This is a genomic window from Roseobacter sp. HKCCD5988 (genome assembly GCF_037830355.1).
Taxonomy (GTDB): Bacteria; Pseudomonadota; Alphaproteobacteria; order Rhodobacterales; family Rhodobacteraceae; genus M30B80.
Map to the genome: position 1 here is coordinate 202,516 of NZ_JBBLYJ010000001.1, position 26,007 is coordinate 228,522.

Annotated in this window: 28 protein-coding genes; 8 read left to right on the forward strand and 20 right to left on the reverse strand. The window is 53.9% G+C overall.

Translation table 11 applies throughout. The features are described 5' to 3' along the window. The first annotated feature begins 9 nt into the window (after nucleotides 1-9). A complete protein-coding gene (idi, locus tag AAC636_RS00995) occupies nucleotides 10-531 on the forward strand; it encodes an isopentenyl-diphosphate Delta-isomerase (RefSeq protein ID WP_317657098.1) in 522 nt (173 codons plus the stop codon). Here the strand turns inward: idi and dxs are convergent. From dxs to AAC636_RS01060, 13 genes are all read right to left on the reverse strand, one after another. Continuing rightward, a complete protein-coding gene (gene dxs, locus AAC636_RS01000; RefSeq protein WP_340300061.1) occupies nucleotides 528-2,477 on the reverse strand; it encodes a 1-deoxy-D-xylulose-5-phosphate synthase in 1,950 nt (649 codons plus the stop codon). The two genes, idi and dxs, sit on opposite strands and share 4 nt — an antisense overlap. Nucleotides 2,478-2,642: 165 nt before the next feature. Then, the gene (gene pufC / locus AAC636_RS01005) at nucleotides 2,643-3,743 is read right to left on the reverse strand and encodes a photosynthetic reaction center cytochrome PufC (protein WP_340300062.1); all 1,101 of its coding nucleotides are present in this window, start codon (nucleotides 3,741-3,743) and stop codon (nucleotides 2,643-2,645) included. 1 nt (nucleotide 3,744) lies between these two features. Continuing rightward, nucleotides 3,745-4,746 (reverse strand): photosynthetic reaction center subunit M, encoded by a 1,002-nt coding sequence (gene pufM, locus AAC636_RS01010; RefSeq protein ID WP_340262654.1) that lies wholly within the window; start codon nucleotides 4,744-4,746, stop codon nucleotides 3,745-3,747. A gap of 3 nt (nucleotides 4,747-4,749) precedes the next feature. Next, a complete protein-coding gene (gene pufL, locus AAC636_RS01015) occupies nucleotides 4,750-5,610 on the reverse strand; it encodes a photosynthetic reaction center subunit L (RefSeq protein ID WP_340300063.1) in 861 nt (286 codons plus the stop codon). A 139-nt stretch (nucleotides 5,611-5,749) separates the two neighbouring features. Continuing rightward, nucleotides 5,750-5,905: a light-harvesting antenna LH1, alpha subunit gene (gene pufA, locus AAC636_RS01020; protein ID WP_340262652.1), complete on the reverse strand. Its 156-nt coding sequence runs from the start codon at nucleotides 5,903-5,905 to the stop codon at nucleotides 5,750-5,752. A 10-nt stretch (nucleotides 5,906-5,915) separates the two neighbouring features. Then, the gene (gene pufB, locus AAC636_RS01025; protein ID WP_213674587.1) at nucleotides 5,916-6,068 is read right to left on the reverse strand and encodes a light-harvesting antenna LH1, beta subunit; all 153 of its coding nucleotides are present in this window, start codon (nucleotides 6,066-6,068) and stop codon (nucleotides 5,916-5,918) included. Nucleotides 6,069-6,281: 213 nt separating this feature from the next. Beyond that, a complete protein-coding gene (pufQ, locus tag AAC636_RS01030) occupies nucleotides 6,282-6,500 on the reverse strand; it encodes a cytochrome PufQ (protein WP_317657094.1) in 219 nt (72 codons plus the stop codon). Next, nucleotides 6,500-7,978 (reverse strand): chlorophyllide a reductase subunit Z, encoded by a 1,479-nt coding sequence (bchZ, locus tag AAC636_RS01035; protein WP_340300064.1) that lies wholly within the window; start codon nucleotides 7,976-7,978, stop codon nucleotides 6,500-6,502. The genes pufQ and bchZ overlap by 1 nt, the downstream gene beginning before the upstream one ends. After that, nucleotides 7,978-9,564, reverse strand: coding sequence for a chlorophyllide a reductase subunit Y (gene bchY / locus AAC636_RS01040; protein ID WP_340300065.1), 1,587 nt, complete (start codon nucleotides 9,562-9,564; stop codon nucleotides 7,978-7,980). The genes bchZ and bchY overlap by 1 nt, the downstream gene beginning before the upstream one ends. 6 nt (nucleotides 9,565-9,570) lie before the next feature. Beyond that, entirely contained in the window at nucleotides 9,571-10,575 is a 1,005-nt protein-coding gene (locus AAC636_RS01045) for a chlorophyllide a reductase iron protein subunit X (RefSeq protein ID WP_340300066.1), read from the reverse strand. Then, on the reverse strand, nucleotides 10,572-11,507 hold the full coding sequence (bchC, locus tag AAC636_RS01050) for a chlorophyll synthesis pathway protein BchC (RefSeq protein WP_340300067.1): 936 nt from the start codon (nucleotides 11,505-11,507) through the stop codon (nucleotides 10,572-10,574). Before bchC ends, AAC636_RS01045 begins: the two co-directional genes overlap by 4 nt. A gap of 133 nt (nucleotides 11,508-11,640) precedes the next feature. Further along, nucleotides 11,641-12,792 carry a methyltransferase gene (locus tag AAC636_RS01055; RefSeq protein WP_340300068.1) on the reverse strand — a complete coding sequence of 384 codons (1,152 nt, stop codon included), beginning with the start codon at nucleotides 12,790-12,792 and terminating at the stop codon, nucleotides 11,641-11,643. A gap of 3 nt (nucleotides 12,793-12,795) precedes the next feature. Beyond that, on the reverse strand, nucleotides 12,796-13,668 hold the full coding sequence (locus tag AAC636_RS01060) for a polyprenyl synthetase family protein (protein ID WP_340300069.1): 873 nt from the start codon (nucleotides 13,666-13,668) through the stop codon (nucleotides 12,796-12,798). Between the two features lie 132 nt (nucleotides 13,669-13,800). On the opposite strand from AAC636_RS01060, the gene crtD reads away from it, so the two are divergent. The 4 genes from crtD to hslU are packed head-to-tail and all read left to right on the forward strand — an operon-like array spanning nucleotide 13,801 to nucleotide 18,125. After that, nucleotides 13,801-15,342 (forward strand): 1-hydroxycarotenoid 3,4-desaturase CrtD, encoded by a 1,542-nt coding sequence (gene crtD / locus AAC636_RS01065; RefSeq protein WP_340300070.1) that lies wholly within the window; start codon nucleotides 13,801-13,803, stop codon nucleotides 15,340-15,342. Continuing rightward, nucleotides 15,339-16,214, forward strand: a complete 876-nt coding sequence (crtC, locus tag AAC636_RS01070; protein ID WP_340301063.1) for a carotenoid 1,2-hydratase — start codon at nucleotides 15,339-15,341, stop codon at nucleotides 16,212-16,214. The genes crtD and crtC overlap by 4 nt, the downstream gene beginning before the upstream one ends. A gap of 46 nt (nucleotides 16,215-16,260) precedes the next feature. Continuing rightward, entirely contained in the window at nucleotides 16,261-16,815 is a 555-nt protein-coding gene (gene hslV / locus AAC636_RS01075) for an ATP-dependent protease subunit HslV (protein WP_340262636.1), read from the forward strand. Continuing rightward, complete coding sequence (hslU, locus tag AAC636_RS01080) at nucleotides 16,812-18,125, forward strand: ATP-dependent protease ATPase subunit HslU (protein ID WP_340300071.1); 1,314 nt, start codon at nucleotides 16,812-16,814, stop codon at nucleotides 18,123-18,125. The genes hslV and hslU overlap by 4 nt, the downstream gene beginning before the upstream one ends. 3 nt (nucleotides 18,126-18,128) lie before the next feature. On the opposite strand, the gene AAC636_RS01085 is transcribed toward hslU, so the two are convergent. Genes AAC636_RS01085 through AAC636_RS01095 form a run of 3 tightly spaced genes read right to left on the reverse strand, consistent with a single transcriptional unit; the run spans nucleotide 18,129 to nucleotide 20,333 of the window. Continuing rightward, the gene (locus AAC636_RS01085) at nucleotides 18,129-18,713 is read right to left on the reverse strand and encodes a Smr/MutS family protein (RefSeq protein ID WP_340300072.1); all 585 of its coding nucleotides are present in this window, start codon (nucleotides 18,711-18,713) and stop codon (nucleotides 18,129-18,131) included. 3 nt (nucleotides 18,714-18,716) lie between these two features. Further along, nucleotides 18,717-19,652: a murein transglycosylase A gene (gene mltA / locus AAC636_RS01090; RefSeq protein WP_340300073.1), complete on the reverse strand. Its 936-nt coding sequence runs from the start codon at nucleotides 19,650-19,652 to the stop codon at nucleotides 18,717-18,719. Nucleotides 19,653-19,673: 21 nt separating this feature from the next. After that, complete coding sequence (locus AAC636_RS01095; protein WP_340300074.1) at nucleotides 19,674-20,333, reverse strand: Tim44/TimA family putative adaptor protein; 660 nt, start codon at nucleotides 20,331-20,333, stop codon at nucleotides 19,674-19,676. A 146-nt stretch (nucleotides 20,334-20,479) separates the two neighbouring features. Here AAC636_RS01095 and AAC636_RS01100 point away from each other — a divergent pair, with 146 nt between their 5' ends. Together AAC636_RS01100 and secB are read left to right on the forward strand one after the other, a co-directional pair. Continuing rightward, nucleotides 20,480-20,941, forward strand: a complete 462-nt coding sequence (locus tag AAC636_RS01100) for an FxsA family protein (protein WP_340300075.1) — start codon at nucleotides 20,480-20,482, stop codon at nucleotides 20,939-20,941. A 55-nt stretch (nucleotides 20,942-20,996) separates the two neighbouring features. Beyond that, the gene (gene secB / locus AAC636_RS01105) at nucleotides 20,997-21,503 is read left to right on the forward strand and encodes a protein-export chaperone SecB (RefSeq protein ID WP_340262623.1); all 507 of its coding nucleotides are present in this window, start codon (nucleotides 20,997-20,999) and stop codon (nucleotides 21,501-21,503) included. Between the two features lie 3 nt (nucleotides 21,504-21,506). Here secB and dnaQ read toward each other — a convergent pair whose 3' ends face one another. Genes dnaQ through AAC636_RS01125 form a run of 4 tightly spaced genes read right to left on the reverse strand, consistent with a single transcriptional unit; the run spans nucleotide 21,507 to nucleotide 24,206 of the window. Beyond that, nucleotides 21,507-22,193 carry a DNA polymerase III subunit epsilon gene (dnaQ, locus tag AAC636_RS01110; RefSeq protein ID WP_340300076.1) on the reverse strand — a complete coding sequence of 229 codons (687 nt, stop codon included), beginning with the start codon at nucleotides 22,191-22,193 and terminating at the stop codon, nucleotides 21,507-21,509. Further along, entirely contained in the window at nucleotides 22,193-22,783 is a 591-nt protein-coding gene (gene coaE / locus AAC636_RS01115; protein ID WP_340300077.1) for a dephospho-CoA kinase, read from the reverse strand. The genes dnaQ and coaE overlap by 1 nt, the downstream gene beginning before the upstream one ends. After that, a complete protein-coding gene (locus AAC636_RS01120) occupies nucleotides 22,780-23,613 on the reverse strand; it encodes a shikimate dehydrogenase (protein WP_340300078.1) in 834 nt (277 codons plus the stop codon). Before AAC636_RS01120 ends, coaE begins: the two co-directional genes overlap by 4 nt. Then, the gene (locus tag AAC636_RS01125; RefSeq protein WP_340300079.1) at nucleotides 23,610-24,206 is read right to left on the reverse strand and encodes a Maf family protein; all 597 of its coding nucleotides are present in this window, start codon (nucleotides 24,204-24,206) and stop codon (nucleotides 23,610-23,612) included. The genes AAC636_RS01120 and AAC636_RS01125 overlap by 4 nt, the downstream gene beginning before the upstream one ends. A gap of 528 nt (nucleotides 24,207-24,734) precedes the next feature. On the opposite strand from AAC636_RS01125, the gene rho reads away from it, so the two are divergent. Then, nucleotides 24,735-26,006: a transcription termination factor Rho gene (rho, locus tag AAC636_RS01130; RefSeq protein WP_317657073.1), complete on the forward strand. Its 1,272-nt coding sequence runs from the start codon at nucleotides 24,735-24,737 to the stop codon at nucleotides 26,004-26,006. The last annotated feature ends 1 nt before the right edge of the window (nucleotide 26,007 follow it).

Consider the following 26,007-nt stretch of genomic DNA (forward strand, 5'->3'; position numbering starts at 1 on the left):
GATGATGTCATGATCCCTGCATGGATCGGGGATGAGCTAAAACCCGTAGACAAGCTGTTGGCGCATCAGCGCGGACTGCGTCATAAGGCGATTTCCGTCTTTCTGATGCGCGGGACAAAGGTATTGATGCAGCGGCGCGCCTTGTCCAAATACCATACACCTGGACTTTGGACGAACACCTGCTGCACCCACCCACATTGGAACGAAGATGCACTTAGCTGTGCGCAACGCCGATTGGGCGAGGAACTGGGCCTACCCATCATTGCGTTGGAAAAACGCGATCGCGTGGAATACCGCGCGGATGTTGGCGGCGGGCTCATCGAGCATGAACTTGTCGATATATTTGTCGGCGCGTTGCCCCCTCAGATTGAGCCAACACCCAATCCCGATGAGGTGGTCGATATTGCTTGGATGGATCTCGATGGTCTATCCGCCCGCGTCAAAGCAGCGCCGCAGAGCTTTACCCCTTGGCTCAGGATCTATCTTGAGGAACACGCGGCAAAGATTTTTGGCGCTGACGCAAAGGTCTAGCGTTTCAATTTTGCGACTTTGCTGTCTTGCTCAAAATTCGGCGCGGCAATGCCAAGCGCGGCCAAGCCTGCGCGCATAATATCATCAGCCGCCAATCCCGCATCGCGATACATCGCCTTGGGGCTTGCATGTTCAATGAACCGATCAGGCAGATGCATGGTGCGGATAGACACGCCACCATCCAAACGGCCTGTGGCGGCAAGATGATGTAAAACCAAGGCACCAAACCCGAGTGCAGAGCCTTGTTCAACGGTGACAATAGCCTTGTGATGGGCGACCAGATCATTCACCAAATCTGTATCCAGCGGCTTGGCAAATCTTGCATCCGCGATGGTGACAGAGATGCCGCGCGCGGCCAAGGCGGCGGCAGCTTCCTGCACTTCGGACAAATGCGCCCCAAGGCTCAGCAGGGCAATATCACTGCCTTCTTGCAGAATGCGACCCTTACCAATTTCCAATATCTGCCCGTTTTCAGGCATGGCAACGCCAGTGCCCTCACCGCGCGGATAACGCAGCGCAATTGGCCCATCGTCATAGGCGACAGCAGTCGCGATCATATCGACCAACTCCGCCTCATCCGCACAAGCCATCACCACCATATTGGGCAGGGCCGCGAGGTAATTGATGTCAAATGCGCCTGCATGTGTCGGGCCATCGGCGCCCACCAATCCTGCGCGATCAATCATAAATCGCACAGGTAAATTTTGCAGCGCCACATCATGCACAATCTGATCATAACCGCGCTGAAGGAAGCTAGAATAAATCGCACAAAATGGCTTGAGGCCACCTGCGGCCAAAGCGGCGGAAAATGTCACCGCATGTTGTTCAGCAATACCCACATCGAAAATACGATGTGGCATGGCCTGCTGCATTACGTTCAGACCAGTGCCGCCTGGCATGGCCGCTGTGACACCAACGACTTTGGGGTCATTTTGCGCCTCAGCCAAAAGGCGTTTGCCAAAGACGCCCGTATAACTAGGCGCATTGGCGGTAGCCTTTTGCTGAACACCAGTTTTCGGGTCAAATTTCGCCACACCATGATAGCAATCATTCGCCATTTCGGCAGGCGCATATCCCTTGCCCTTTACTGTCACCGCATGGATTAAAACAGGGCAAGTAGCATGGGTTTTCGCATGGCGCAGCGTCTCTAGGAGCGCACTCATATCATGACCATCAATCGGGCCGATATAGTCAAAACCCAAATGCTCAAACAGGTTTTCCCCATGCGGCAGATCGCCAATTTGCGCTTTTACCAATTCTCGCGCACGGGTCGCGCCCGCACGAAATGGCTCGGGCAAAAGGGGCACCACGCCATCGGCAATATCCTTTAATGCCGAAAGCGGCGAATGTTTCGCCAAATCTTGCAGATAGCGGGACATAGCCCCAACTGGGGGCGCAATGCTCATATCATTGTCATTCAGGATCACGAATAAGCGCCGCCCTAAATCGCCCGCGTTGTTCATGGCCTCATAGGCCATACCTGCGGAAATCGATCCATCGCCGATGACGGCAATAGCGTCTCCAGTGGCCTCACCCAATTCACGCGCCATGGCAAAGCCCAGCGCAGCAGAAATTGAGGTGGAGCTATGTGCCGCACCAAACGGGTCAAAAGCCGATTCACTGCGTTTTGTAAAACCCGACAAACCACCCTCTTGGCGCAAGGTGCGGATGCGATCACGCCGACCTGTCAGGATCTTATGCGGATAGCATTGATGCCCGACATCCCAGATTAGCTTGTCATAAGGAGTGTTGAACACCGCGTGGATTGCCACAGTGATCTCAACGACACCAAGGCTTGATCCCAGATGGCCACCCGTTTCCGACACAGCGGAAATCGTCTCAGCGCGCAACTCATCCGCAAGGCGGGCCAATTCGTCATCGCTCATGCGGCGCAAATCTGCGGGGCTATGAATGCGGTTTAGAAGCTCGGTCGTTGGTCGTGTCATCTTTCCAGCCCTCCCAAGCCAGAAAAAACCACGGGTGGGTAAACCCCAAACCCGTGGTAAGGCGCACCTACGAAGGGACGATAGGTGAGTTCTGATGGTCTGATCTGTTCTGCGATATAGTATCTATACCGCAGAACAGGGTTTTATTTTGGCCGCAGCCAAACATCACTGAAAGGCCGAATAGTCAGGCTCGCCTGATGTTGTGGCAAGCTCAGGCCAATTCGCGATCACGTTCAAGCCACGCAGTGGACGCTGCTGCCCTTGGTGACAGGTGCGACAGGCCAGTTTAGGCACATCACCATGCACAGGCCCAAGTCGTTCTGCAGGCAGAACATCAGCCAATGGCAGGACGTAAAGGTCAAGCGCCTCTTGCACCATCTGAATGCCAAGCGTTGCGGTCGCCCATTGTGGGGTGACCTGTGCCGCATCGTAAAAGGCCCGCGTGTTGTGACAGAAGGTGCAGTTCGCGCCCAAAGAATTCGCAATGTAATTCATGAAGGCATAAGTGCGTTCTGCATGTTGGATCAGCGGATCCCCGTCCATCTGCTGCACGCGCGAAGCTAGATCATGCACACCGATGCGGTTATACTGGCCATCTTCGTTCAAGAGCAGGTAGGTTTCCAGATAATCCGAGGGCAATGATGTCGAGTTTGACACCATCGTCACGCGGTTCTGGTTTGCTGACCAACCGCCTGCGTTTTCATTCACAGGCGACACTTCGAACCAGATATTATTTGGCACGGGCTGACCACGGTGACAGGTGTAGCAGGTGACACCCACTTCCGCATTGGCGTTAACGTGACCCCCCCAGAATTCATTAATATTCTGGGTCATCTCGATCATGTTCCGCGCCACCACAGTTTGGTAGTTTTCCTCGCCTGCAAAGAGGTCGGGGATACCTGTCCAAATACGCATTGCCTCGACCAATCGATCATAATTCTCAGGTGTCAAATAACCCAAGGTTGGCTCTGCATCTGCACGCACGATACGGATCGGACGCGCATTGGCTTCGGGAACAATTGGCTCGGTGGTGTAGAAATTATCCGCGTCAGGATAAGAGGCCGCCAAGTCAGCTTGGAATTCAGGCACGCCCATCCCTGTCCCGCGCGGGCCAGTTTGCAGCGTGTCTGTTTTGAACGGCTGACCGAAATTCACCAGCATTGCTGCTACAAAGACCGCAGCTCCGGCCGCACCAACTAAAATGGCAGGGCCAAATACATTAGTTGGATTTTTCTCGTTCCATTCGTTGAACCATTTAGGCAACATCTTAGTTTCCTCCCGTGGTTTGACCAAGGAAGCCCTCGTAGCTACCGTAAGCTTCATAACCATAGGGCGCGAGATACTCTGGTGCAAAATTATGCTCCTGCGCCCAGATGAACCAATTATCCACCACGGTTCCTGTCAAAAGGATGCCGATGCCACCTGTGATCGGGGTTAAGACCGCAAACCACCAAGCCCAACGGTGAATCCCCTCCATTGTGGCGTTAAAGCCCATCGTCCAGCGCCAGAACAAAGCGGCGCGTTCGGATGCCGTGCCACGATCATAGATCTGTTCCAATTCACGGTCGCCACCAAAGCGCGACACCGCCAGAATGGTCGCGCCATGCATCGCAAAGAGCAGAACCGAGCCATAAAGAAACACAATCGAAAGTGCGTGGAACGGATTATAATAGAGGTTCCCATAGCGGATTGAGAAGGCTGTCGTCCAATCTAGGTGTGGGAAAATGCCATAAGGCACCGCCTCACTCCACTGGCCCATCAAAACGGGGCGGAACAGACCCAACACAAGGAACAACCAAATCGCTGCCAAAAAGGCCCAAGCGATATGTTTGCCCATCTTATGCTGTTCAGCCAAAAGATAGGTGCGCAACCACCATGACATTACCGAAACAAGTAGAAAGAAGCTTGCGATTATATACCAGCCGCCTTCGTTTAGCGGTGGAATGCTCAGACCATATTCAGGCCCAGGAGGTTCAAGCGCCAACCAGAACAGTTGACGAATAAACTCGGGGATCGACCAACCCACTTGGGACAGCATGTTGAGGCCAACGATATTGAACCACAGCAAACCTGTCGCCAAGCTGATGGTCCCTGCCCAACCCAGATATACGGGGCCAAGCTGCGCGTTGCCGATCAAACCTGCAAGGGTCGAGAAGGAGGCCGACTTAGTGCGCTCAGCCGCCAGATTGTTTTCATTGTCCATCCCCATCTCGGGACGGCCTTGCACCTGCACCTGCGTGAAGATATTTTGATATTCGAAATACGCCATGGTTTACATCCCTCCCGAAACCGCGTGGATCGGGCTTGGATCTGGCCAGATCGGCAGTGTCAGCCACCAATTCCACCATTCAGGCCAACCGCTTGTCCAAACGGGGCCAGAGATCACGATACAAACCGCGCTCCAGAAACCAGCATTCAAAGCCAGCAACAGACCCAAGCGGTGTATCCCTAAAGTGCCAATAGAATAGCCGATGAAATCACGGAAGAACGTATCTTCATGATCAGGGCTTTTCGCTTCTTCACCTTTTTCAGGATTCGCCGCGGATAGGATCAAACCACCATGCAGCGCCAATGCGAGGGTCGTGGTGAAGAAGAAGGTCACCGCAATCATATGGGCTGGGTTATAGTGGAAATGCAGATAGGAATACCCAACGTTGGATACCCAATCGAGGTGGCTAAAGATGCCGTAAGGGAAGCCATGGCCCCATGCGCCAAGCAACAAGGGGCGCACAACAACCAATGTAACATAAGCCAAAATCGCGAAGCTAAAGGCAAATGGAACATGATAGCCCATGCCAAGCTTTCGACTGATTTCAACTTCTCTTAAGGCCCAGGATACAAAGGCGCCAACGGCACAAATCGTTATGATTTGCCAAAGGCCGCCTTCGAGCAGCGGGGCCATGCCCAACCCGTAAGAGAGATCAGGTGGGGCAATATTGATCGTCCAAGGGTTGAACGTGCCTTGCGTGGCCGCCCCCCAGAAGATCAGGATGGTTCCAAGGGCAGCGAAGAAGATCGTAGTCACCCCAAAGAAGCCCACATAGAAAGGGCCAACCCAGAAGTCGAACAGATCGCCGCCAATCAGCGTCCCTCCACGGATGCGATATTTTCTTTCGAAGCTTAGCAAAGCCATGCGTCTGTCTCCGCGTTTGGCGGCTTTGGATCATCTCCACTGAGCCGTCCGTTATTGGTCGGTTAGCTGCGGGCGGGCAGCCCGCCCGCAGCGATGTCATAAGGCATATCAGGCGCGCCGCAGGCGGCAGGCCTAACTCTTACATGCCTGCTGCAGCTGCACTCTCAAACCAGTTGAGACCCGAGCTCAGAACCACCAAGTGGATCATTGCAGCGAGCAAGAAGAGAAAGACGCCCTGAGCCACGAAGACGCGGCGCGGGTCGAAGATCAGCCAGATTTTGTAAAATTTGGACATGTCTTACTCCTCAGCCGAACCACGGGCGCCAGATATACGTGGCGATATGAGCAAGCAGGGCGATACCTGCGAACAGCCAAAGGCCGCTCATATACACCGAGTGGAGCTCTTGCGCCTGCTCGTCGGTCAGACCTGTAAAGGACAGATCGGTGTTACCAGCCATGAACTTTCCTCCGGAACGTTTGACTAGTGCCGCACACCCTGCGGCCGGGCCCCGACAAAACCTCATTGTCTTGTCGGCATTCCACCCACGCGGGTAGTCAACCCGCATTGGCGAACTTGTGTCGGCTCCGGTCGTCACGCCGAAAATTTTATCGTCTCACCTATGTGCCTCGACCGGGTCTAATCGGTCTCGAACGGCGGCTTAGCGAGAGGATCAGGCCGAAAAAATCATCGGCGTGATAATCCGCGCTTGGCTCCAAGCGCGCTTTACGGGGCCTTTTTCCGTCAAGCTTCCTGTGCGCAGCGCAGCCAAGCCCCAAGTGAGCGTGGCAAGCGGCAAGGTCGCGAGAAAAATGATCCCGAAGTAAATCATGAACTCCGTTTTGGGCGGCTTTGACCGCGCAATCTGGGTGTTGGAGCTAATATCTGTCATTATACGCCTCCCTCGTTCAGCGTCTCAAAACGGCGCGGCGCGAGTTGCGCCACCGTTTCTTTCACGACCCGCTCAGCCCCGCTTTCAAGCGCGGCTTTTTCTGCGGCATCGCGTAAGGTTTTGGCCGCCGAAATCCGTGTCAAAACGGGGTGTTCGGCAACAATTTTATCAAGCAACGCCTGCGCATCAGCGTCCCATGGGAAATCGCGGCGCAGTGTTGTCGGGGTTGCTTTGGCGCTGTCCATCTCGCTGCCAAGCGGAAGAATATGGAACAGGGCATCAAACAGACTGTTGCAGATTTCCTGCAAAAGATAAGTCGCGCCTGCATATCCCATGAAGGGCGTGCCTGTGGCGCGGCGGATTGCGGCGCCAGGGAAACTTGCAGGGATGAAAGACGGGCGAGGGCCATGGCCCGCGCTCATTTCCGCGAGATACATCTTCTCGTTGATGGATCCCATCAAGACCAAGGGACGCTTTGCAGAAATCAGGCTGCGCACTTCGTCATTGTTGGTTTTTTTGCCTGCTGTGCGTGCCACCGCAAAGGCACAGGGCAGACCAAGATCACTTTCAAGGAAATGCCGAATGCCACGGGTATAGGTTTCATTCGCCACGATGCCAAAATTGGCCGTTGCAAAGAAATCTTGCGTGACCGACCGCCACAGATCCCAAACAGGCTTGAGGGTCGAATGCTTTTCGCGGGTGATAAAAGGCTCGGGATCTAGGCCAAGCATCTCGCCCAATTGTCGCAGGAATTTCGTGGTCGACTCAACCCCAATGGGCGCTTGCAAATAGGGCTTGCCCAAAACCTCGGCCAAACCGCGCCCAAATTCGCGATACATCACGATATTGGCATCGACATTAACCAAGTTGCGCATTTCGGCCAAATGGCTGCCCAATGGCATGACCATATTCACTTCGGCCCCGATACCTTCCACAAGGCGGCGAATTTCATGCAGATCAGAAGCCATATTAAAGGTGCCATACATCGGCCCAAGAATATTGACCCGCGGCGCAGAACCTTCTTCACGCTGTTTCTCGGGCGGCATACGCCCCTTGGTCATGCCAAATTCCGTGAAAATCCACGTCATGGCACGATCTGCGGCCTCCCATTGATCTTCATCAATGGTGCGCGGCAAAAAGCGTTGAATATTGGTGCCTTGCGGTGTGACCCCCCCGCCAATCATCTCGGCAATCGAGCCCGTGACAACAACGGCAGGAAGCGCGGGGTCTAGCGTGCCCCAAGCGCGTTTCATCGCGCCCTCAGTGCCATCACGGCCCAATTCTTCCTCGCCAAGACCCGTGGTCACAATCGGCAATTCATGGGGTGGCAACGCATCGGTGTAATGCAGAACCGATGTGACGGGCAGGTTTTCACAACCCACTGGGCCATCGATGACCACCTGCAACCCTTTGACGGCGGTAAAGGCGTAAACCGCCCCCCAATATCCGCCCGCGCGATCATGATCTTGGATCAACATCAGATCATCTCCTGCGCTTTGGCGGCACGGGCCGCTTTGTCGAGTTTTTTCTGATGCGTGGCGCGGAAATCAGGCCGCTCATTTGGGCTGCCTTCCCAAATGCCTGCCGTATCCGCGTGACCGACACCTTCAAAGAAGGCGCGCATATGATCCATGCGATCTTTGTTGGACATGGCAGCGTTGACCACCTGCGCCAAAGACCCCGCACCCGCTGGCCCCATCAAAGGACGCGCGGAAATCAAATTGGTGAAATACAGGCTTGGGATGCCAAGCTCTTTGCCCTTCTGCACAACAGGGGTCGTGCCGATGGCAAGATCAGGTTTGATTGCTTCCATCGCGGCGCAGTCATCTTCGAGACTTGCGCGGAATTTAACCTTAACACCCTTGGCTGTTAGCCAGTCCAAATCAGGCTCTGACCAAGGTGTTTTCGGGCAGGCCGTGCCAACATAGGGCACATCGGCCCCACTCTCGATCAACAGGCGCGCGACCAAAAGCTCTGACCCCTCATAGCCCGACAAGGTGATCATTCCGTTGATCTTTTGGGCGGCAAGCGCACCCTTGATCGCGGGCAAAAAGGCGTTTTGCGCAGCAGCAATCTGATCCGCCGCAACACCATAAGCCGCACCAATCGCAGACAGCCATGCGGCTGTTCCGTCATATCCAACGGGGGCGCTGCCAATAATCGTGCGGCCTGCGGCCTGAAATTCTCGGATGGCGGATGTGTAAAACGGGTGGATTGCTGCCACCACTTCGCTATCCAAGGCAGAATAGAGCTCGCGCCACTCACGGCAGGGAACGACCGGACCTGCCGCCAGACCGAGCGGCGCGAGCATCCCACCAATCCCAATGGGATCGGCTGGGAACATCTCGCCCAACAGGGTCACTGTCGGGCGATCTGATTTGCCCGAAACAGGGGCTTGGACGGGGCCAGCCTCCACCTCTTTACGGGCATAATTCAACATAGCGCCTGCAAGCACATCTTTGGCTTCGGCATGGGTGGGAATTCCAAATCCTGGCACATCAATGCCCACGATCCGAACACCGTTAATCTCCTGCGGCAGGAGACGCAGCGGAACACCAGAGGCGGTCGGAACGCAAAGATTGGTCACCACAATCGCATCATAGCGCGCGGGATCTGCCATCTCGTGAACAGCATCCCGAATATCCTCGAAGAGTTTGCCCGTAACCAAACTTTCCGAGTTGAAAGGCACATAGCCGACTGAACGGCGCGCGCCATAAAAATGGCTGACAAAGCTGAGGCCATAGACACAGCAGGCCGAGCCAGACAAAACCGATGCCACGCGGCGCATCCGCAACCCTACGCGCAAACTGCCAAAGGCAGGGCACATGCTTTGGGGTTTGTCATGCGGCCCCTGCGGGTAATCGCGGGCATATTGATCAAGGATTTCGGATTTCCCCGCCATGCGTGCGGCGGCTTCCATTTCGGCCGCCCCTGCGTGGCAACCCATACCCTGCCCCAATTCGGGCGGAGTCTGCCCATCCGAAGCGGCAGATGCATCAGCGCGATCTTGGCCGAGGATTACCTCGGCCTCATCGGCAGCATCATATCTCACTTCTTCGGACATTCTTCCTCAGACCTCGTCATAAATTACTTCAAGCGACTTTTTCGGCGCGGCGTTCTTGCCGCGCATATCGGCTTCGGTTGCAGGCTCTAGGACAATGCCCGCACCTGTATCCTTGCCATCGAAAAGGCCGATCAATTCATCTTGGCTCAGTGCCGTTGGTCGTAACGGCGGCGCTTCGCCGACATTTTCACCCAAAGCCGCAAAGAGGGCGCCCCATTGGCTTTGGTTCGTCCCAACGATTTGGTAATTCGCAGATTTCTTGCGCAGATCATCATCCGCAGGGATCGAGGCCAAAACGGGTATATTTACCGCATTGGCAAAGGCCTGAGCCTCGCCCGTGCCGTCATCTTTGTTGATGACCAAACCCGCGACACCTACATTGCCACCCATTTTGCGGAAATATTCCACCGCCGAGCAAACATTATTCGCCACATACAGAGATTGCAGATCATTTGATCCAACCAGAATCACCTTCTGCGCCATATCACGGGCAATCGGCAGGCCAAACCCGCCGCAGACCACATCGCCCAAGAAGTCGAGCAGGACATAGTCAAAATCCCAGTCATGGAAGCCCAGCTTCTCAAGCAGCTCAAAGCCGTGGATGATCCCACGCCCACCACAGCCGCGGCCAACTTCTGGCCCGCCAAGCTCCATCGCGTAGACACCGCCACGCTTAAAGCAGACATCCCCAATTTTCACCTCCTCGCCCGCCAATTTCTTTTTGGTCGAGGTTTCGATGATCGTTGGGCAGGCTTTGCCGCCAAAAAGTAGGCTGGTCGTATCGGATTTCGGATCACAACCAATCAACAGAACCCGCTTTCCTTGCTCGGCCATGATATGGCTGAGATTGGCAAGGGTGAAACTTTTACCGATGCCGCCTTTCCCATAAATCGCAATGATCTGCGTTTTCTTAGTGGGTTCGCCCTGAGGCACTTCGAGGGTCGGCTCTTGCTGCGCCTCATCGCGCAGGCGGGCATCGAAATCCTTAAGATTGGGAACATCGAGGGTCATTCTGGCTTCTCCCAATTCAAAATCATTTTCAGGCAAGCGGCATCTTTAAAGGCTTGAGGATAAGCGAGGCTTGCCTCTGCGGCGGGCAGTTGATGCGTGATCAAACCACCAAGGCTGAGCTGTCCCGCTTCGATCAAATCGCGGGTGGCAACCAAGTCGGCGCGCGTCCATTCCGCCGCGATCCGCAGCCGCGCTTCACGCATGAAGGCAGGCGGAAAGGCGAATTCGAGAGATTCGGGATAGAAACCTGCCAAGACGACTTCACCGCCCTTGGTCAGGCGCCCGATCATTTCATCCAACAACGCCGCCACGCCCGAAGCATCGTAGATGCAGCGATAATCACGGCGCGTATCATCGGTGGAATTGGTAACGAGATATCCCTCTGCGCCTGAAACCCGGGCAGGATTAACCTCCCATACAGTCGGGGCAGGGCCGCCCAGCGCCAAAGTAAGACGCGCCAAGAGACGACCAAAGACGCCATGACCCACGATTAAATCAGGCAAGTCATGGCCCGAGAGCGCATGATAGGCTGTGGCAGCCAAAGCCAAAAGCGCGCCTTCAGGGCCGCTGGCACGATCAATGCGCACGGCGCGCTCTGGCGCTGTAACCAACATGGAAGACGCGCCGCCAAACAGGCCACGCACATCGCCATAGCAATTCGCGCCCGGTACAAAAACATGATCACCAACTGAAAATTCGCAATTTTTCGGTGTTGAAACGACCTCACCAGCGGCTTCATAGCCCGGGATGAGGGGGTAACCCATGCCTGGGAAGGGCGGCATGCGGCCAGACCAGAACAGTTTTTCGGTTCCAGTGGAAATGCCAGAGTGACACACGCGCACAACCATATCCTCTGGCGAAGGCGCCACGAGGCTAACCTGTCCGAGCCCTATTTTCTTTGGCCCTTCGAGTATGACGGCGGTCGCGTGCACGGTCGCACTTCCCCTTGGTTTTCGGATCAAATCGCGCCTCAAGGCGCAATGAGATTCCACTGTGAGTCATGTGTCAGTTTAATATTACAGCACTGTATGTCAATTAAAATGGACAGTTTATACAAAAAGATTGTCAGCTTTTGTTGACAGTCTTTTCAGCTGTAACGATCCGCGTCACAAATGGACGCCCCGTTTTGACGGGCGAAACCCGCGCAAACCCTGCTTTCGACAATAATTCGCCAATTTGGGCGGCACTGCGGACTGTGCCTGTGCCCATCGCCATACAATAGAGCGCGAAATACGCATCCGCGCTGCGATCTGGCGCTTCCCCGCCCGACATCGGCTCGGCGATGACGATCTTACCGCCTTCAGGCAAAGCGGCGTGAACCGATTTCAGCAATCGAAGGACGGTTTCATCTTCGTGATCGTAAAGAACGCGGATGAGGGTAATAAGATCTGGCCCAAGTGGCAAAGGATCATCGCGGAAACTGCCCGAGACAATCGTGGCCCGCGCGGCAATGCCTGCGCGCTCAAACCGATCTTGGGCCAGTGCCGCCACCTGCGGCAAATCAAAAAGGGTCACCTGAACATCTGGATGCGCCTTGGCACAGGCCGCCAAGAACACACCCGTGCCACCCCCGATATCCATGACATGCTGCGCCTTCCCAAAGGACAGGCTTGAGAGGATTTCGTCACTTACAAGATTTTGCGTCTCTGACATCAAATGCGAATAGCGCTCTGCCGTAGCAGGATCTTCCGCGGCGGCGGCCCCAAAAACATAAGGCCAAAACCGTGCAAGGTCTGGGTCTGTTTCCCCCCGAAAAAACCCTTCGGCAGGGCCCAAATCGCGATATAGAATATCGTGGTGCAAGATCATGTCGCGCAGGCCACCCACGCCATTGATCGCTGCGCCTAACCGCGCCAAGGCATAGCGCCCATCCCGCAAACGGGTCAAAAGCCCAAGACTGGCAGCGGCCTGACATAAAACAGAAATCCGTCTTTCGGGCGCATCAATCTTTGCGGCCAATTCAGAAGGATAGGCAGGGCGGGCGCGCAAATGGCGTTGCAGATCAAGCGCAACAAAAGCCTGCAAAATCTGGCTATAAGTAAAGCCTGCCACCAAATCAAAGAGCCGCTCGCCATCCCGTTTTGCAGTCCCACGCGTAAAGAGGGAACGCGCGGCCCATGATTGAAATGCAGCCGTACCCACCAAATCCAGATAGCGCGCGCGCCATTTATCCCAAAATTTTGGGGGCGGTTCGTCACTTGGGGAAATAGCGGCCATATCTCATTCGGCCGCGTGATGTGCGGGCAAAACAGGCGTAAGCCGCTCTGCATATACGCGCACCATATCACACAGCGCCGCTTCACCCGCACAAGACGGGATCGAGGCAATCGCGCCAGATAAAATATCCTCCAACCGCGAAACAGCGCCGCGCACGCCCAGTTGTGAAACAGCATTGGGTCGCCCGTTGAGATCATCCTGACCCACAGGCTTACCCAAGGTTTTTTCATCGTAAAGCGCATCACGCAGATCATCGGCAACTTGGAATGCTTCGCCAATCCGAGCGCCCAGTTCTGTCCAAGGTTCGGGATCTTCCCCCGCAGCAGCGGCACCCATTTTGGTGGCGGCAACAAACAGCGCGCCTGTTTTCGACCGATGATAGGCGGACAGGTCTATATTATCTTCGCTTTCCCAGCCTTGGCCTGCGCAAATTCCATTGGGCATGCCTGTGGCTTGGCTTAGGATTTTGATCATCTCAACTGCCCGCAATGGATCATCCACCGCGGCACGAGCCAAGACCTCAAAGGCCAAAACAATCAGCGCATCACCTGCGAGAACCGCAATGGGTTGCGAATAAGCGATATGCACCGTGGGCTTTCCGCGCCGCAAATCCGCATTGTCAAAACAGGGCAGGTCATCATGAACGAGGCTCGCGCAGTGGATAAGCTCAATCGCCGCGCATGCCGCATTGGAAAGATTCGGCTTATCATCCCCACAGGCCTTCGCCACAGAAAGGGAGATTGTCGGCCTGATCCGCGCACCGCCCGGATTGACGGCATGATCCAAGGCTTGCGCCAATTTGCGCGGTGCAGGCTCTTTCATGGCTAAAGAGAGGGCAGAAGAGATCGCTGATTCTATGCGGGCGGACAGGGACATGGTCACTCAGCCTTAATCGAGGTTTGCGCGGAGGATCCCACGCATATGTAAATTAGACTGGACAGTTTACGGGAATATGTCAACAATATCTGACATAATCTCGAGAGTGGCCCTAATGAAAGACGCAACACTGTGACCCGCCCTATTGCACCTGTCAGGCCCCGCGCCGTGGTGATCGGTGCAGGTATGGGCGGTCTTTCAACCGCGCTGCGCCTCGCGCATGCGGGATGTCAGGTCGCAGTCTTTGATGCGATGCCCCATGTCGGCGGCAAAATGCGGCAAGTGCCATCTGCTGCGGGGCCGATTGATGCGGGGCCAACAGTGGTGACGATGCGCCATGTGTTTGACGAGCTGTTTCAAACATTAGGCTTGAGGCTTGAGGATCATGTGACCCTAACACAGGATGACATCCTTGCCCGCCATTTCTGGCCAGATGGCAGCGAGTTAGATTTTCATGCTAATCTCGAAGAAACGCTTACAGCTATTGATCACTTTTCAGGTTCCAAGGCACGCGGCGAGTTTCTCAAATTCCACCAAGATACGGCCGCGCTTTTTTCGGCATTCGAGGGGCCAATGATGCTGCGCGCTCATCCGCGACAAACGGATTTGACGCTCACGGTCTTGAAATCACCCCATCTGATGCGCGCAATGGCCCCGCACCAAACTTTGGCGCAAGCGGTTTTTAAGCGGTTCAGCGATCCCCGTTTGGCACAAGTTTTTGCGCGCTATTCCACTTATGTCGGCGGCAACCCTTATCTTAGCCCCGCGCTGCTTTCGCTGATTTGGCAATCCGAGGCGGCGGGTGTGTGGCGGGTCAAAGGCGGCGTGCATCAACTGGCCCGCGCGATGCAAAATATCGGGCAATCCATGGGTATCGAGTTTCAGCTTGGGCAATCCATCGAGGCCGTTACAAAAGATGCGGATCATGTCACTGGCGTCACCCTTTCAGATGGTCGGCATGTTGCGGCAGATATTGTGGTGTTTAATGGTGACCCGCGCGCGATTCATATTGGGCTTTTGGGCCAAGACCACGCGCCGCGTGTCACCCGCGCACAGGTCGAACCGCGCAGCCTATCTGCCTATGTTTGGAGTTTCGCCTCCCGCGCTTGGGGCAAGACCCTGGCCCATCACAACGTATTTTTTGGTGATGACCAACGCAGCGAATTTGACCCTATCGAAAATGGTGCGCTGCCGCGTGATCCAACGCTTTATATCTGCGCTCAGGATTCTGGGCTCAACTCTAACACAGATACGGCGCTGCAAAGATTTGAAATTATCATGAACGGCGCGCCGACCGAGGCCCCAACAGAAAGGGAGGTGGCCGCATGTCGTCATCTGACATTCCAAACATTAGCGGATCGCGGGTTGATCTTTCCCGACCCGATCCCCGACAGCGCATTGATGACACCACAGGATTTCGCAACGATGTTTCCCGCCTCGCGCGGATCCCTTTACGGGCTGAGCCCACATGGAATGACGGCAGCATTGAAACGGCCACGGGCGCGGACCTCTCTCAAGGGTCTATACTTGGCGGGGGGCGGCACCCATCCGGGGGCGGGAATTCCGATGGCCTGCCTCTCAGGACGGCACGCGGCCGAGGCGATCTTGACGGACCATGCTTTAACCTTGCCGTCCCGCCCAACGGCTATGCGTGGTGGTATATCGACGGCATAAGCGATGACGGAACCAAGGCTATTTCGATCATCGCCTTCATCGGTTCAGTTTTCTCGCCGTGGTATCGTTGGTCGGGGCGCAAAGACCCCGAAGATCATTGCTGCTTGAATGTTGTCACCTATGGCAAAGGCGGCCGTTGGACGATGACAGATCGGGGCCGAGATGCGCTAGAGCTTTCGGAAACAGAAATGAAAATAGGCCCTAGTCACCTGTCTTGGGACGGTTCAGCCCTCACCATTCATATTGATGAACGCACAACACCACATGGCGGGCGGTTGCGCGGCAAAGTGACACTAACCCCACGCGCAGTGACGAATGTGGAATTGCCGCTCTGCGATGATGGTGCGCATATTTGGCGCCCTTTCGCACCCGTTGCCGATATCCAGGTTCGTCTCGAAAATGCAGGTTGGTCATGGTCTGGGCATGGATATTTTGATGCCAATTTTGGCACTCGCGCCTTAGAGGAAGATTTTGATTACTGGACATGGGGCCGCTTTCCAACGCGAGAGGGCGCTTGTTGCTTCTATGATGCAACGCGCTGCGATGGCAGCAATCTTGCGGCCGCCATTGCCTTTGATGAAACGGGCAAGGCATCACCCGTTGATGCGCCGCGCACTGCAAGGTTTAAATCCGCATTTTGGGGGGTGCGCCGTGAAACCCGCGCGGATCCAGATTTTGCCCCACATGAGGTTCGGCCCATGTTGGACGCCCCATTTTACAACCGTGCTATGGTGCGAACCAAAATCAATGCTGAGACCGTGACAGGGGTTCATGAATCGCTTGATCTTAATAGATTTCGCAAAGCATGGATGATGCCGATGCTGGCCTTTCGTGTGCCCCGCCGCAAAAATTGGCCGAAGCGGTGGTTGTGATCTGATCGTGCCGCTTCCATATTGGGCGGAACATGAAAGGGCAAACATGTCGAATAGTTTTCCAGATTGGCATGGCACAACCATTATCGGTGTGCGCAAGGGTAACGAGGTTGTGGTTGCAGGTGATGGTCAAGTCAGTCTTGGCCAAACCGTGATCAAAGGCACAGCACGCAAAGTCCGCCGCCTTTCCCCGGGCGGGTATGAGGTGGTCGCAGGATTTGCAGGGTCGACAGCAGATGCGTTTACCCTGCTTGAGCGTCTCGAAACAAAGCTTGAGGCAACACCAGGCCAATTACAGCGCGCCAGTGTTGAATTGGCGAAAGATTGGCGCACGGATAAGTATTTACAAAAGCTCGAGGCGATGTTGATCGTCACAGATGGATCCGAGCTCTATGTCATCACGGGCGCGGGCGATGTTTTAGAACCAGAACACGGGATTGCCGCGATTGGGTCGGGCGGAAATTACGCATTGGCCGCGGCCCGCGCGATGATGGATAGCGATAAGTCCGCCGAAGATGTGGCCCGCCGCGCAATGGAAATTGCGGCTGATATTTGCGTCTATACCAATGGCAACCTCACAGTAGAGCGGATCACAAAATGACCGACCTGACCCCCCGCGAAATCGTATCGGAATTGGATCGTTTCATCATTGGGCAAGCCGATGCAAAGCGCGCGGTGGCGGTTGCCCTGCGCAATCGGTGGCGGCGCAAGCAACTCGGGGATGATTTGCGTGATGAAGTTTACCCAAAAAATATTCTAATGATCGGGCCGACTGGGGTGGGTAAAACAGAAATCAGCCGCCGTTTGGCGAAACTGGCCCGCGCCCCGTTTCTCAAAGTTGAGGCGACAAAATTTACAGAGGTGGGCTATGTCGGTCGTGATGTCGAGCAGATCATCCGTGATCTGGTCGATGCCGCGCAAATTATGGTGCGCGACCATATGCGCGAAGAAGTTACCGCCAAAGCGCACAAAGCCGCCGAAGATCGTGTGATCGAGGCGCTTGCAGGCACCGATGCGCGCGACCAAACCCGCGAGATGTTCCGCAAAAAACTTCGCTCAGGGGAATTGGACGACACTGTCATTGAATTGGAAGTTGCGGATCAATCTAACCCAATGGCCGTGTTTGAAGTTCCAGGCCAGCCGCAAATGGGGCCAATGGGCGGCGGCATGAACCTTGGCGATATATTCGGCAAGGCCTTTGGCGGGCGGAAAATCCGCAAGAAGATGACTGTGGCGGCGAGCTATGAAATCCTTATCGGTGAAGAAGCTGATAAGCTTTTGGATCAAGAAACAGTCACGAAAGAGGCCATTCGGGCCGTTGAAGAAAATGGCATCGTCTTTATTGACGAAATTGACAAAGTCGCCGCGCGCGCGGAAACCCGCGGGGCGGATGTCAGCCGCGAAGGGGTGCAGCGTGATCTATTGCCTCTGATTGAAGGGACAACAGTCTCGACAAAACATGGGCCAGTGAAAACAGACCATATCCTGTTCATTGCCTCTGGCGCATTTCACATCGCAAAACCCTCTGACCTGTTGCCAGAACTTCAGGGGCGTTTGCCCATACGGGTGGAATTGCAGGCACTGACTGAGGATGATTTCACCCGCATTTTGACAGAAACCGATAATGCCCTGACCCGCCAATATTCCGCTTTGATGGCGACCGAAAACGTGACTGTTGAGTTCACCGAAGATGGGATCAAAGCCTTGGCCAAAATCGCGGCAGATGTGAATAAATCGGTCGAGAATATCGGTGCGCGGCGCCTTTATACCGTGCTGGAGCGTGTTTTCGAGGAGCTGAGCTTTACCGCGCCTGACAGAAGCGGCGAAAGCGTGGTCGTTGATGAAAAATATGTGCAAACCTATCTCGCCGACTTGGCAGGTAAGGCCGATCTTAGCCGCTATGTGCTATAGTCTCTATTTCCTGAGATAGACATAGAGCGCACCCGCCCCGCCATGGCGAATATGCGCCTCACGAATATCAAGGATATAGCCCGCGATTGATGGGTGGCGCAGCCACCGTGGCACGTTTTGCCGCAATACCCCACGGGCGGGCACAATCGGGTCATAATGGGGGCCGCTAGACAGATTGCCCTTACCCGTAATCACAAGGGCCAAACGATATCCATGCGCATGGCAATCAAGGATAAATCGCTGCAACGCAGGATGGGCTTGGGCCTGTGTCATGCCGTGAAGGTCAATTTTCGCCTCTGGCTGCAACTTTCCCCGCACCATGCGGCCATGCAATTTTTTATCCATACGAACGGGGCGCTTTTCAGGCGGGTTTTGCGGTTTCTCAGATGGGGCTGTCAGCCCAATGTCAAAGTCACTGAGATCCAACTTTGGCGTAAAATCGACAATCTCACGCGGGGGAATGGCCGCCGTGTCAGGTTTTGCAAGATAGAAATTGGCGGCGGCACGTTTCAATGGCTTAGCACTGCGTGCAACGCGATCCCATAAAACGCGGTCTTCGCTGCTTAGGTTTTTTGGTTTTTTTGCCATGGCTTATCCTGCCCATCCATTGGGCAAATCATGACCCTTGGGCCAAAGCACGGTCAAGCTGGCGGGTTCATTTATTTCGCCCGCACTCCTGCCCGCAGCATCACCTGATCCACAGAAAATATCGGCCCGCTGCGCGCCTTTAATGGCAGAACCACAATCTTGGGCAAAATAAATCCGCGCCGCACACGTCTCGCCCACAACCATGACGGGCAGACCATAAGGGATATATGCGGGATCAATCGCAAGCGAGCGGTTCGCGGTCAAAACCTGCCCTGTGGCACCGACCGCGCCATTTTTGTGACGCGGTTCAAAGAAGATATAGGAGGGGTTTTTCTGTAAAAGCGCGTCCATTTGGTCGGGATGGTGCCTCAGCCAATCTTTGACCCAATCTGCGGTGATCTGTTTCGCACTGATTTCGCCCATCGCGACCAATTCAGCCCCAATGGAACGATAGGGATGTCCGTTTTTTGCCGAAAACCCAAAGCGGCGCGTCTCACCATCTGGGTAGGTCACGGCAACAGATCCTTGGATATGGCAAAAAAACTGGTCTATGCGCGAGTTGAGATAGACCAGTTCCAATCCTTGCCCCGAAAGCAAATTGCCCGCTTCGATTTCGGCGCGTGTCGCCCAAATCTCCGGCATATCTTTTGGGGCGGCGTAGAGCGGGAACCTGTATTCAGCATCTGGCGCGGCGCGGGCGGGCAAAACGGGTTCGTAATATCCCGTGATATGTCCTGCAAAGGCGGGGCCAAGTCTGAGAGGCTGAAAATTTGATTGAAAAAACGCGCGGGCGTGTGAGGGGCGAACACTGCGGGCGGCTGTCACAAGATCAGCTATCGCCAAATCCGTTTGAGATTGGAAAATTGAAAGGATTTCGGCGTAATCCTCGTCATCCCAACCCAAAAGATCGGAAAATCCTATGGGTTGGGGATAAGTCACCACGCAGTCCTTACGCTAGGATCAGCCGCCTGTGGCAACCAAAACCCAATTTGGATTGCGGCTGCCCATTTCGCGGGCGAAGGTCCAAACGTCCCGCTGGCGTTTGATTTCGGTTGCGCTGCCTTCGACAATTTCACCATCGGAGTTGCGCACCACAGAGGTCAGTTCTGCAGCGAAGCGAACCGTGACCTCACCCTCGCGCGAGGTGACGTCAAACTGGGCTTCTTGAACAGCGATATCATTGAGGCCCACAAAGTTTGCTTCAATCTCAAGGCCTTGCGCACGGCGCGCTTCAATAACCTCGTCAAAGCTCTCGGCAACCTCGGGGGATAGGAAATCGCGCACTTCGGAAATATCGCCACGTTCAAACGCCATGAGAATCATTTCATAGGCGCCGCGCGCACCAGTCAAAAATTCTCCCACCGCGAAACTGGGCTCTGCGGATTTCATCGCGGCCAAGGCACGGGCGCTTTCTGATCCTTCGGGAACATGATCGGTGATATCCCGATCAGGGCCGCCCTCGATCACCTCAAAATTACGGGATTGTGCAGATTTTGAGGTTTTTACGACTCCGGGCGATTTCTCAAACCCCTCACGCGTGCCAAGAACGGCGCGCAACCGCAGGATCAAAAAGATCGCGATTGCCGCGAGAACCAAAAGGGAAAGAAATGATGAGTTCATGTGGGTCTCAATCCAATTTTGATACAGGCTAATGTTGCCGCAGGGGTTTTAGACTGCGCTTGAGGTTCATATGTAGGGAGGGAAGGGGGCCAAGTCCATGAAGCTGGGCGCGGTTTTACCGACTATCTGCGGGAAAGGCTGAAAAAATGTGGTTATTTGTTCTTTTTCTAGCGATTCCGCTGATTGAGATTGGCTTGTTCATACAAATTGGCGGATTTATTGGGTTATGGCCAACCTTGGCTGTGGTCGTTTTAACGGCAATTTTGGGGACATGGTTGGTCAGATCACAAGGATCACTGGCGCTGTCGCAAATCCGCACCAGCTTTAACGAATTAAATGACCCAACCGAACCGCTGGCCCATGGGGCGATGATCCTAATTGCGGGCGCCCTGTTGCTAACACCTGGATTTTTCACCGATGCGATTGGATTTTCCTTGTTGGTGCCGCCCGTTCGACAATTTTTGATCCTTCAGGTCAAATCACGCATAAAAACCACCAGTTTTCAAAGCCAAGCCAATTTTCGCAGCCAATCTGGCACAATCATAGATGAAGATGGCGAGATCTTAGATACAGACCCGCATGACCCATCGGGGTGGACACGGCATTGAGGCTTTTGGATCGGGCTGTTAAGACGCCTTAAAATTTGCCTTTGGGAGATGAAAGATGGCGAAAAAAGATGCGGATGCAGCGCAGGACAGCGCAGCACAACAACAACCCGTAATGCCGCAAATGAAAATCTTGGGGCAATTCGTGCGAGATTTGTCGTTTGAGAACATCGCAGCGCAAAAATCGGTTCAAGGCGCGGGTCAGCCCGACATTCAATTGCGTGTCGCGCTCGATGGCGGAAAGCGGCCCACGGAAAAGCAGTATGACGTCATCGTAAAAGTGACGATTGAAGCGAAAACCAAAGGGGACGCCCCTGAACCAATCTTTCGCGTAGACCTTGATTATGCTGGCATTTTCCACATCGACAACGTGCCCGAAGAACAGCTCCACCCGTATCTGATGATCGAATGCCCTCGGATGCTTTTCCCGTTCATCCGCCGCATCGTTTCAGACGTCACGCGAGACGGTGGGTATTTGCCGCTGAACCTCGACACAATTGATTTTGTTGCGCTTTATCGCAATGAATTGGCGCGCAAAATGACCGAACAAAAGGCAGATGCCTAAGCGTTAACGCATCCAAACAGCCTTGTCGCCCATCTCGGAGATAAAGTCTTGATGGGCGGCGGTTTCCTCATCTGTTAAACGCGGCTTAAGGGGTTCTGGCCGCGCAGAGGCGCGCCGCATTGGCCGCACAACATCACGATCTTTGTCTTGATCATCTGGCGAGAGGGCAAAGTCAGGCTGCTTGCCCCCGATCAACTCGAGATAGACCTCGGCCAAGATTTCCGAATCCAAAAGCGCGCCGTGTTTTTCGCGCATAGAATTATCGATACCAAAACGGCGACATAGGGAATCAAGACTTGCGGGTGATCCAGGGAATTTGCGCCGCGCTATAGCCAAAGTGTCGATCGCCTGATCATTTGGCAAAAGCGGTTTGTTCACCCATCCAAGTTCTGCATTCAAAAACTTCATATCGAAGCTTGCATTGTGAATGACCAGCTTTGCATCACCGACAAAATCCAGAAAATCTTGCGCAATGGCGGCAAAAACTGGTTTATCGGCTAAAAACTCATCGCCCAATCCATGCACGTTAAACGCCTCTTGCGGCATCGCGCGTTCGGGGTTGATGTATTGGTGGTATGTCTTGCCTGTTGGCAGGTGGTTCCACAATTCAACCGCGCCAATTTCGACAATGCGGTGGCCTTCAGACGGCTCAAACCCTGTGGTTTCGGTGTCTAGAACAATCTCGCGCATCACGTTGCCCTTGCCGTTAAATCGTTGATCAAATCATGCACGGCTTTGCGCGCGCCCTCAAAGCTATTTGTTTCTATCACATAATCCGCGCGGGCAGTTTTTTCAGAACTTGGCATCTGGCGCACAAGAATTTGATCAAATAGCTCAGGATCCATTCCCGCCCGTGCCATGACGCGGGCTTTCTGCGTTTGGGCATCAGTGGTCACAACCAAAACGGCATCCAGCCATTGATCCGCACCTGTTTCATAAAGAAGCGGAATGTCACAAACGATCAGGGACTGCTCTGCATGGTCGTCAATGAATTTAGCCCGATCTGCGGCGACGAGGGGGTGAATAAGAGATTCTAGCCGATTGAGCGCGTTCGGGTCTATTTTGACCCAATTTTTCAATGCTACACGATCCACCGCGTCATTTTGAATCAACCCCATATTCAACGCTGAAAGCGGTGCCACCGCAGCGCCACCTTTGGCATATAGTTTGGCTACTGTCGCATCGGCATCCCACACAGGAACACCCGCCTCACGAAACATATCTGCGGTGGTGCTTTTGCCCATCCCGATTGAGCCCGTAAGACCAAGAAGAAAACTCATTTCGCCAAAACCGCGCGGCGCAGATCATCGGTCACAGCGGGCTCTTTTCCGAACCATTTCGCAAAACCAGGCGCGGCTTGGTGCAACAGCATCCCCAAACCATCAACTGCGACTGCGCCCATGGCGCGCGCTTGTTTTAAGAGATCCGTTTCAAGAGGGGCATAAACGATATCGTTCACAACGGCGGTTTTTAGCAAATTACTCAAATCCGCCGCAAGGGGTGGCTGGCCTATCATGCCCAGGGATGTGCAGTTCACCAGAAGGTTACAATCCCCAAGAAGGTTTGGAAGATCTGACACCTCATGCAGAGAAACACGATCCCCAAATCGGGCAGATAGGTTTTTCGCACGATCAAGATTACGGTTCAGCACCCGCACCTGCGGTGCGCCTGCCTCTAGCAAAGCATAGATGACCGCTTTTGCCGCCCCGCCCGCGCCAAGAATAACAGCAGGGCCATCCTTTGCATCGAATGCGGGCGCGTTTTGTTGAATATTGGCAAGAAATCCGTAGCCATCGGTGTTATCAGCCTCGATTTTGCCATCTTTGTGAAAGGTTAGGGTATTGGCGGCGCCAATCGCACGCGCGCGATCAGTGACAATATCGGCCAAATCCAAAACGGTTTCTTTATGGGGAATCGTCACATTTGCGCCAACAAACCCCATCCGCGGCATCGCAGCCAGAACCTGTTCTAAGTCGGCAGATGTTACATGCAGCGGCACATAATGGCCCGAAATCTGATAGGCCCGCAGCCAAAACCCATGCAACACGGGGGATTTGCTATGACCAATTGGGTCACCAATAACGGCCGCAAGTGGCACCGATGCTGTCATCTTTCTATAAAACCTCGCAGTGCCAAGAAGTTCAAAACCTCGGTGAGTGGCAGGCCCAGAACGTCAAAATAGCTGCCCTCGATCCGAGAAAACAGGCGAATGCCCTCTGATTCAAGCATATAAGCGCCAACTGCCTGTGCGATATCGGGCCAATTGCGGGAAAGGTAGGCGTCAAGATAGCTGTCACTAAATTCTGCCATAAAGAGACGCACGACACCAATATGGCGCCAAATTGGATGAGCCTCGTGATAGATCACCGCGGCGGACATAAGTTTGTGCGATTTTCCACGGAGCATCGTCAATTGCGCGCGCGCGTCCTCCAGACTGTCTGGTTTTGATAGAACATTACCCTCAAATTCCAAAACCTGATCGCAGCCAATAACAACAGCGTCAGAATTTTTTCGCGCAAGTTTGGCGGCTTTCGCCTCGGCCAATTGATCTACCAAATCGCGTGGCGGGGCACCTTCGGCCAACAATGATGTCTTTAATAACGATTCATCGATTCGCGCATTTTCTGCGATAAATGACACCCCAGCGTTCTGCAAAAGCTGCTGTCGGATTGCCGATTGGGACGCCAAGATGATTTTTTGCATTGGATAATTCCGTGGGAAGTCTTGGGGATAACCCTTTGGATCAAGTGATGACATAGTCGCATGCGCCGCTTCAACCACAGGTCATTGCTGCGAGGCGAAAAATTATCTTTCGGTTATCCACGGGTGTAATTTCTATCCTAGTGGATCGGAGAAAATGCGACAGACACGGACATATCCCAATTTTTTCCACAGCTTTTCATTCGCATTTTTTCGCTTACTAACTGATATTATTTATTTTTATAGAATTTAGATTTGTGGGGGTAAATATCATCCCCAATGGAGAGCTTGTTGATAAGATAATGATAACTAAGTTTCCAAGGTTTTGCACCGCACAACTAAATCATCACCCTTTTCTTAAAATTATTATTTTCTTTTTTACATTGGCAAAATTCTACACGCTCAGCTGCAGATTGACTTGAGTTCCATCTGTGCGTAGAAGACAGGCTAAGCGGTCGTCCGATCTCTATCCTTCCCAATTGTGCAAGAGCCCTTAAACGCGATGCGTCTCAAGAGGCATATGGAACTCTCATGACAGTTAACTCTCTCAACCTTGCTGATCTAAAGGCAAAATCACCTAAAGATCTTCTGTCTATGGCAGAAGAGCTGGAGATCGAGAACGCCTCGACCATGCGCAAAGGCGACATGATGTTCGCCATTCTCAAAGAGCGCGCTGAAGAAGGGTGGGATGTTTACGGCGATGGTGTTCTGGAAGTTTTACAAGACGGGTTCGGGTTCTTACGCTCACCCGAGGCCAATTATCTCCCAGGCCCGGACGATATTTACGTATCGCCTGACATGATCCGTCAGCACAGCTTGCGCACGGGTGACACAGTCGAGGGTGTGATTGCTGCACCACGCGAGACAGAGAATTACTTTGGCCTCACCAAAGTTTCCAAGATCAATTTTGAGGTGCCAGAAAAGGCGCGCCATAAGGTTGCCTTTGATAACTTGACGCCGCTTTATCCTGATGAGCGGTTGAAGATGGAGATCGAAGATCCAACAATCAAAGATCGTTCTGCACGCATCATTGATTTGGTATCGCCCATTGGTAAAGGCCAGCGTGCCCTGATTGTTGCCCCCCCACGCACGGGTAAAACCGTGCTTTTGCAGAACATTGCACATTCTATCGAAACGAACCATCCAGAGTGCTATTTGATTGTTTTGCTGATTGATGAACGCCCCGAGGAAGTGACGGATATGCAGCGGTCGGTTAAGGGTGAGGTTGTATCGTCAACCTTTGACGAACCTGCAACGCGTCACGTTGCGGTGGCGGAAATGGTCATCGAAAAAGCAAAGCGGCTTGTCGAGCATAAACGCGATGTTGTTATTTTGCTCGATTCTATTACCCGTTTGGGGCGCGCGTATAACACTGTTGTCCCATCGTCGGGCAAGGTTTTGACAGGCGGCGTTGACGCGAACGCTCTGCAACGCCCTAAGCGTTTCTTTGGTGCGGCGCGTAACATCGAAGAAGGTGGATCGCTGACAATTATCGCAACCGCCTTGATCGATACGGGCAGCCGTATGGATGAAGTGATCTTTGAAGAATTTAAGGGCACGGGTAACTCGGAAATCGTTCTGGATCGTAAAGTGGCGGATAAGCGGGTCTTCCCAGCTATGGATATCTTGAAATCTGGCACCCGTAAGGAAGACCTTTTGGTCGATAAGGGCGATTTGCAAAAGACCTATGTCTTGCGCCGCATCTTGAACCCAATGGGCACTACAGACGCGATTGAATTCCTGATTTCTAAATTGAAACAGACCAAAACGAACTCGGAATTCTTCGACTCCATGAACACCTAAG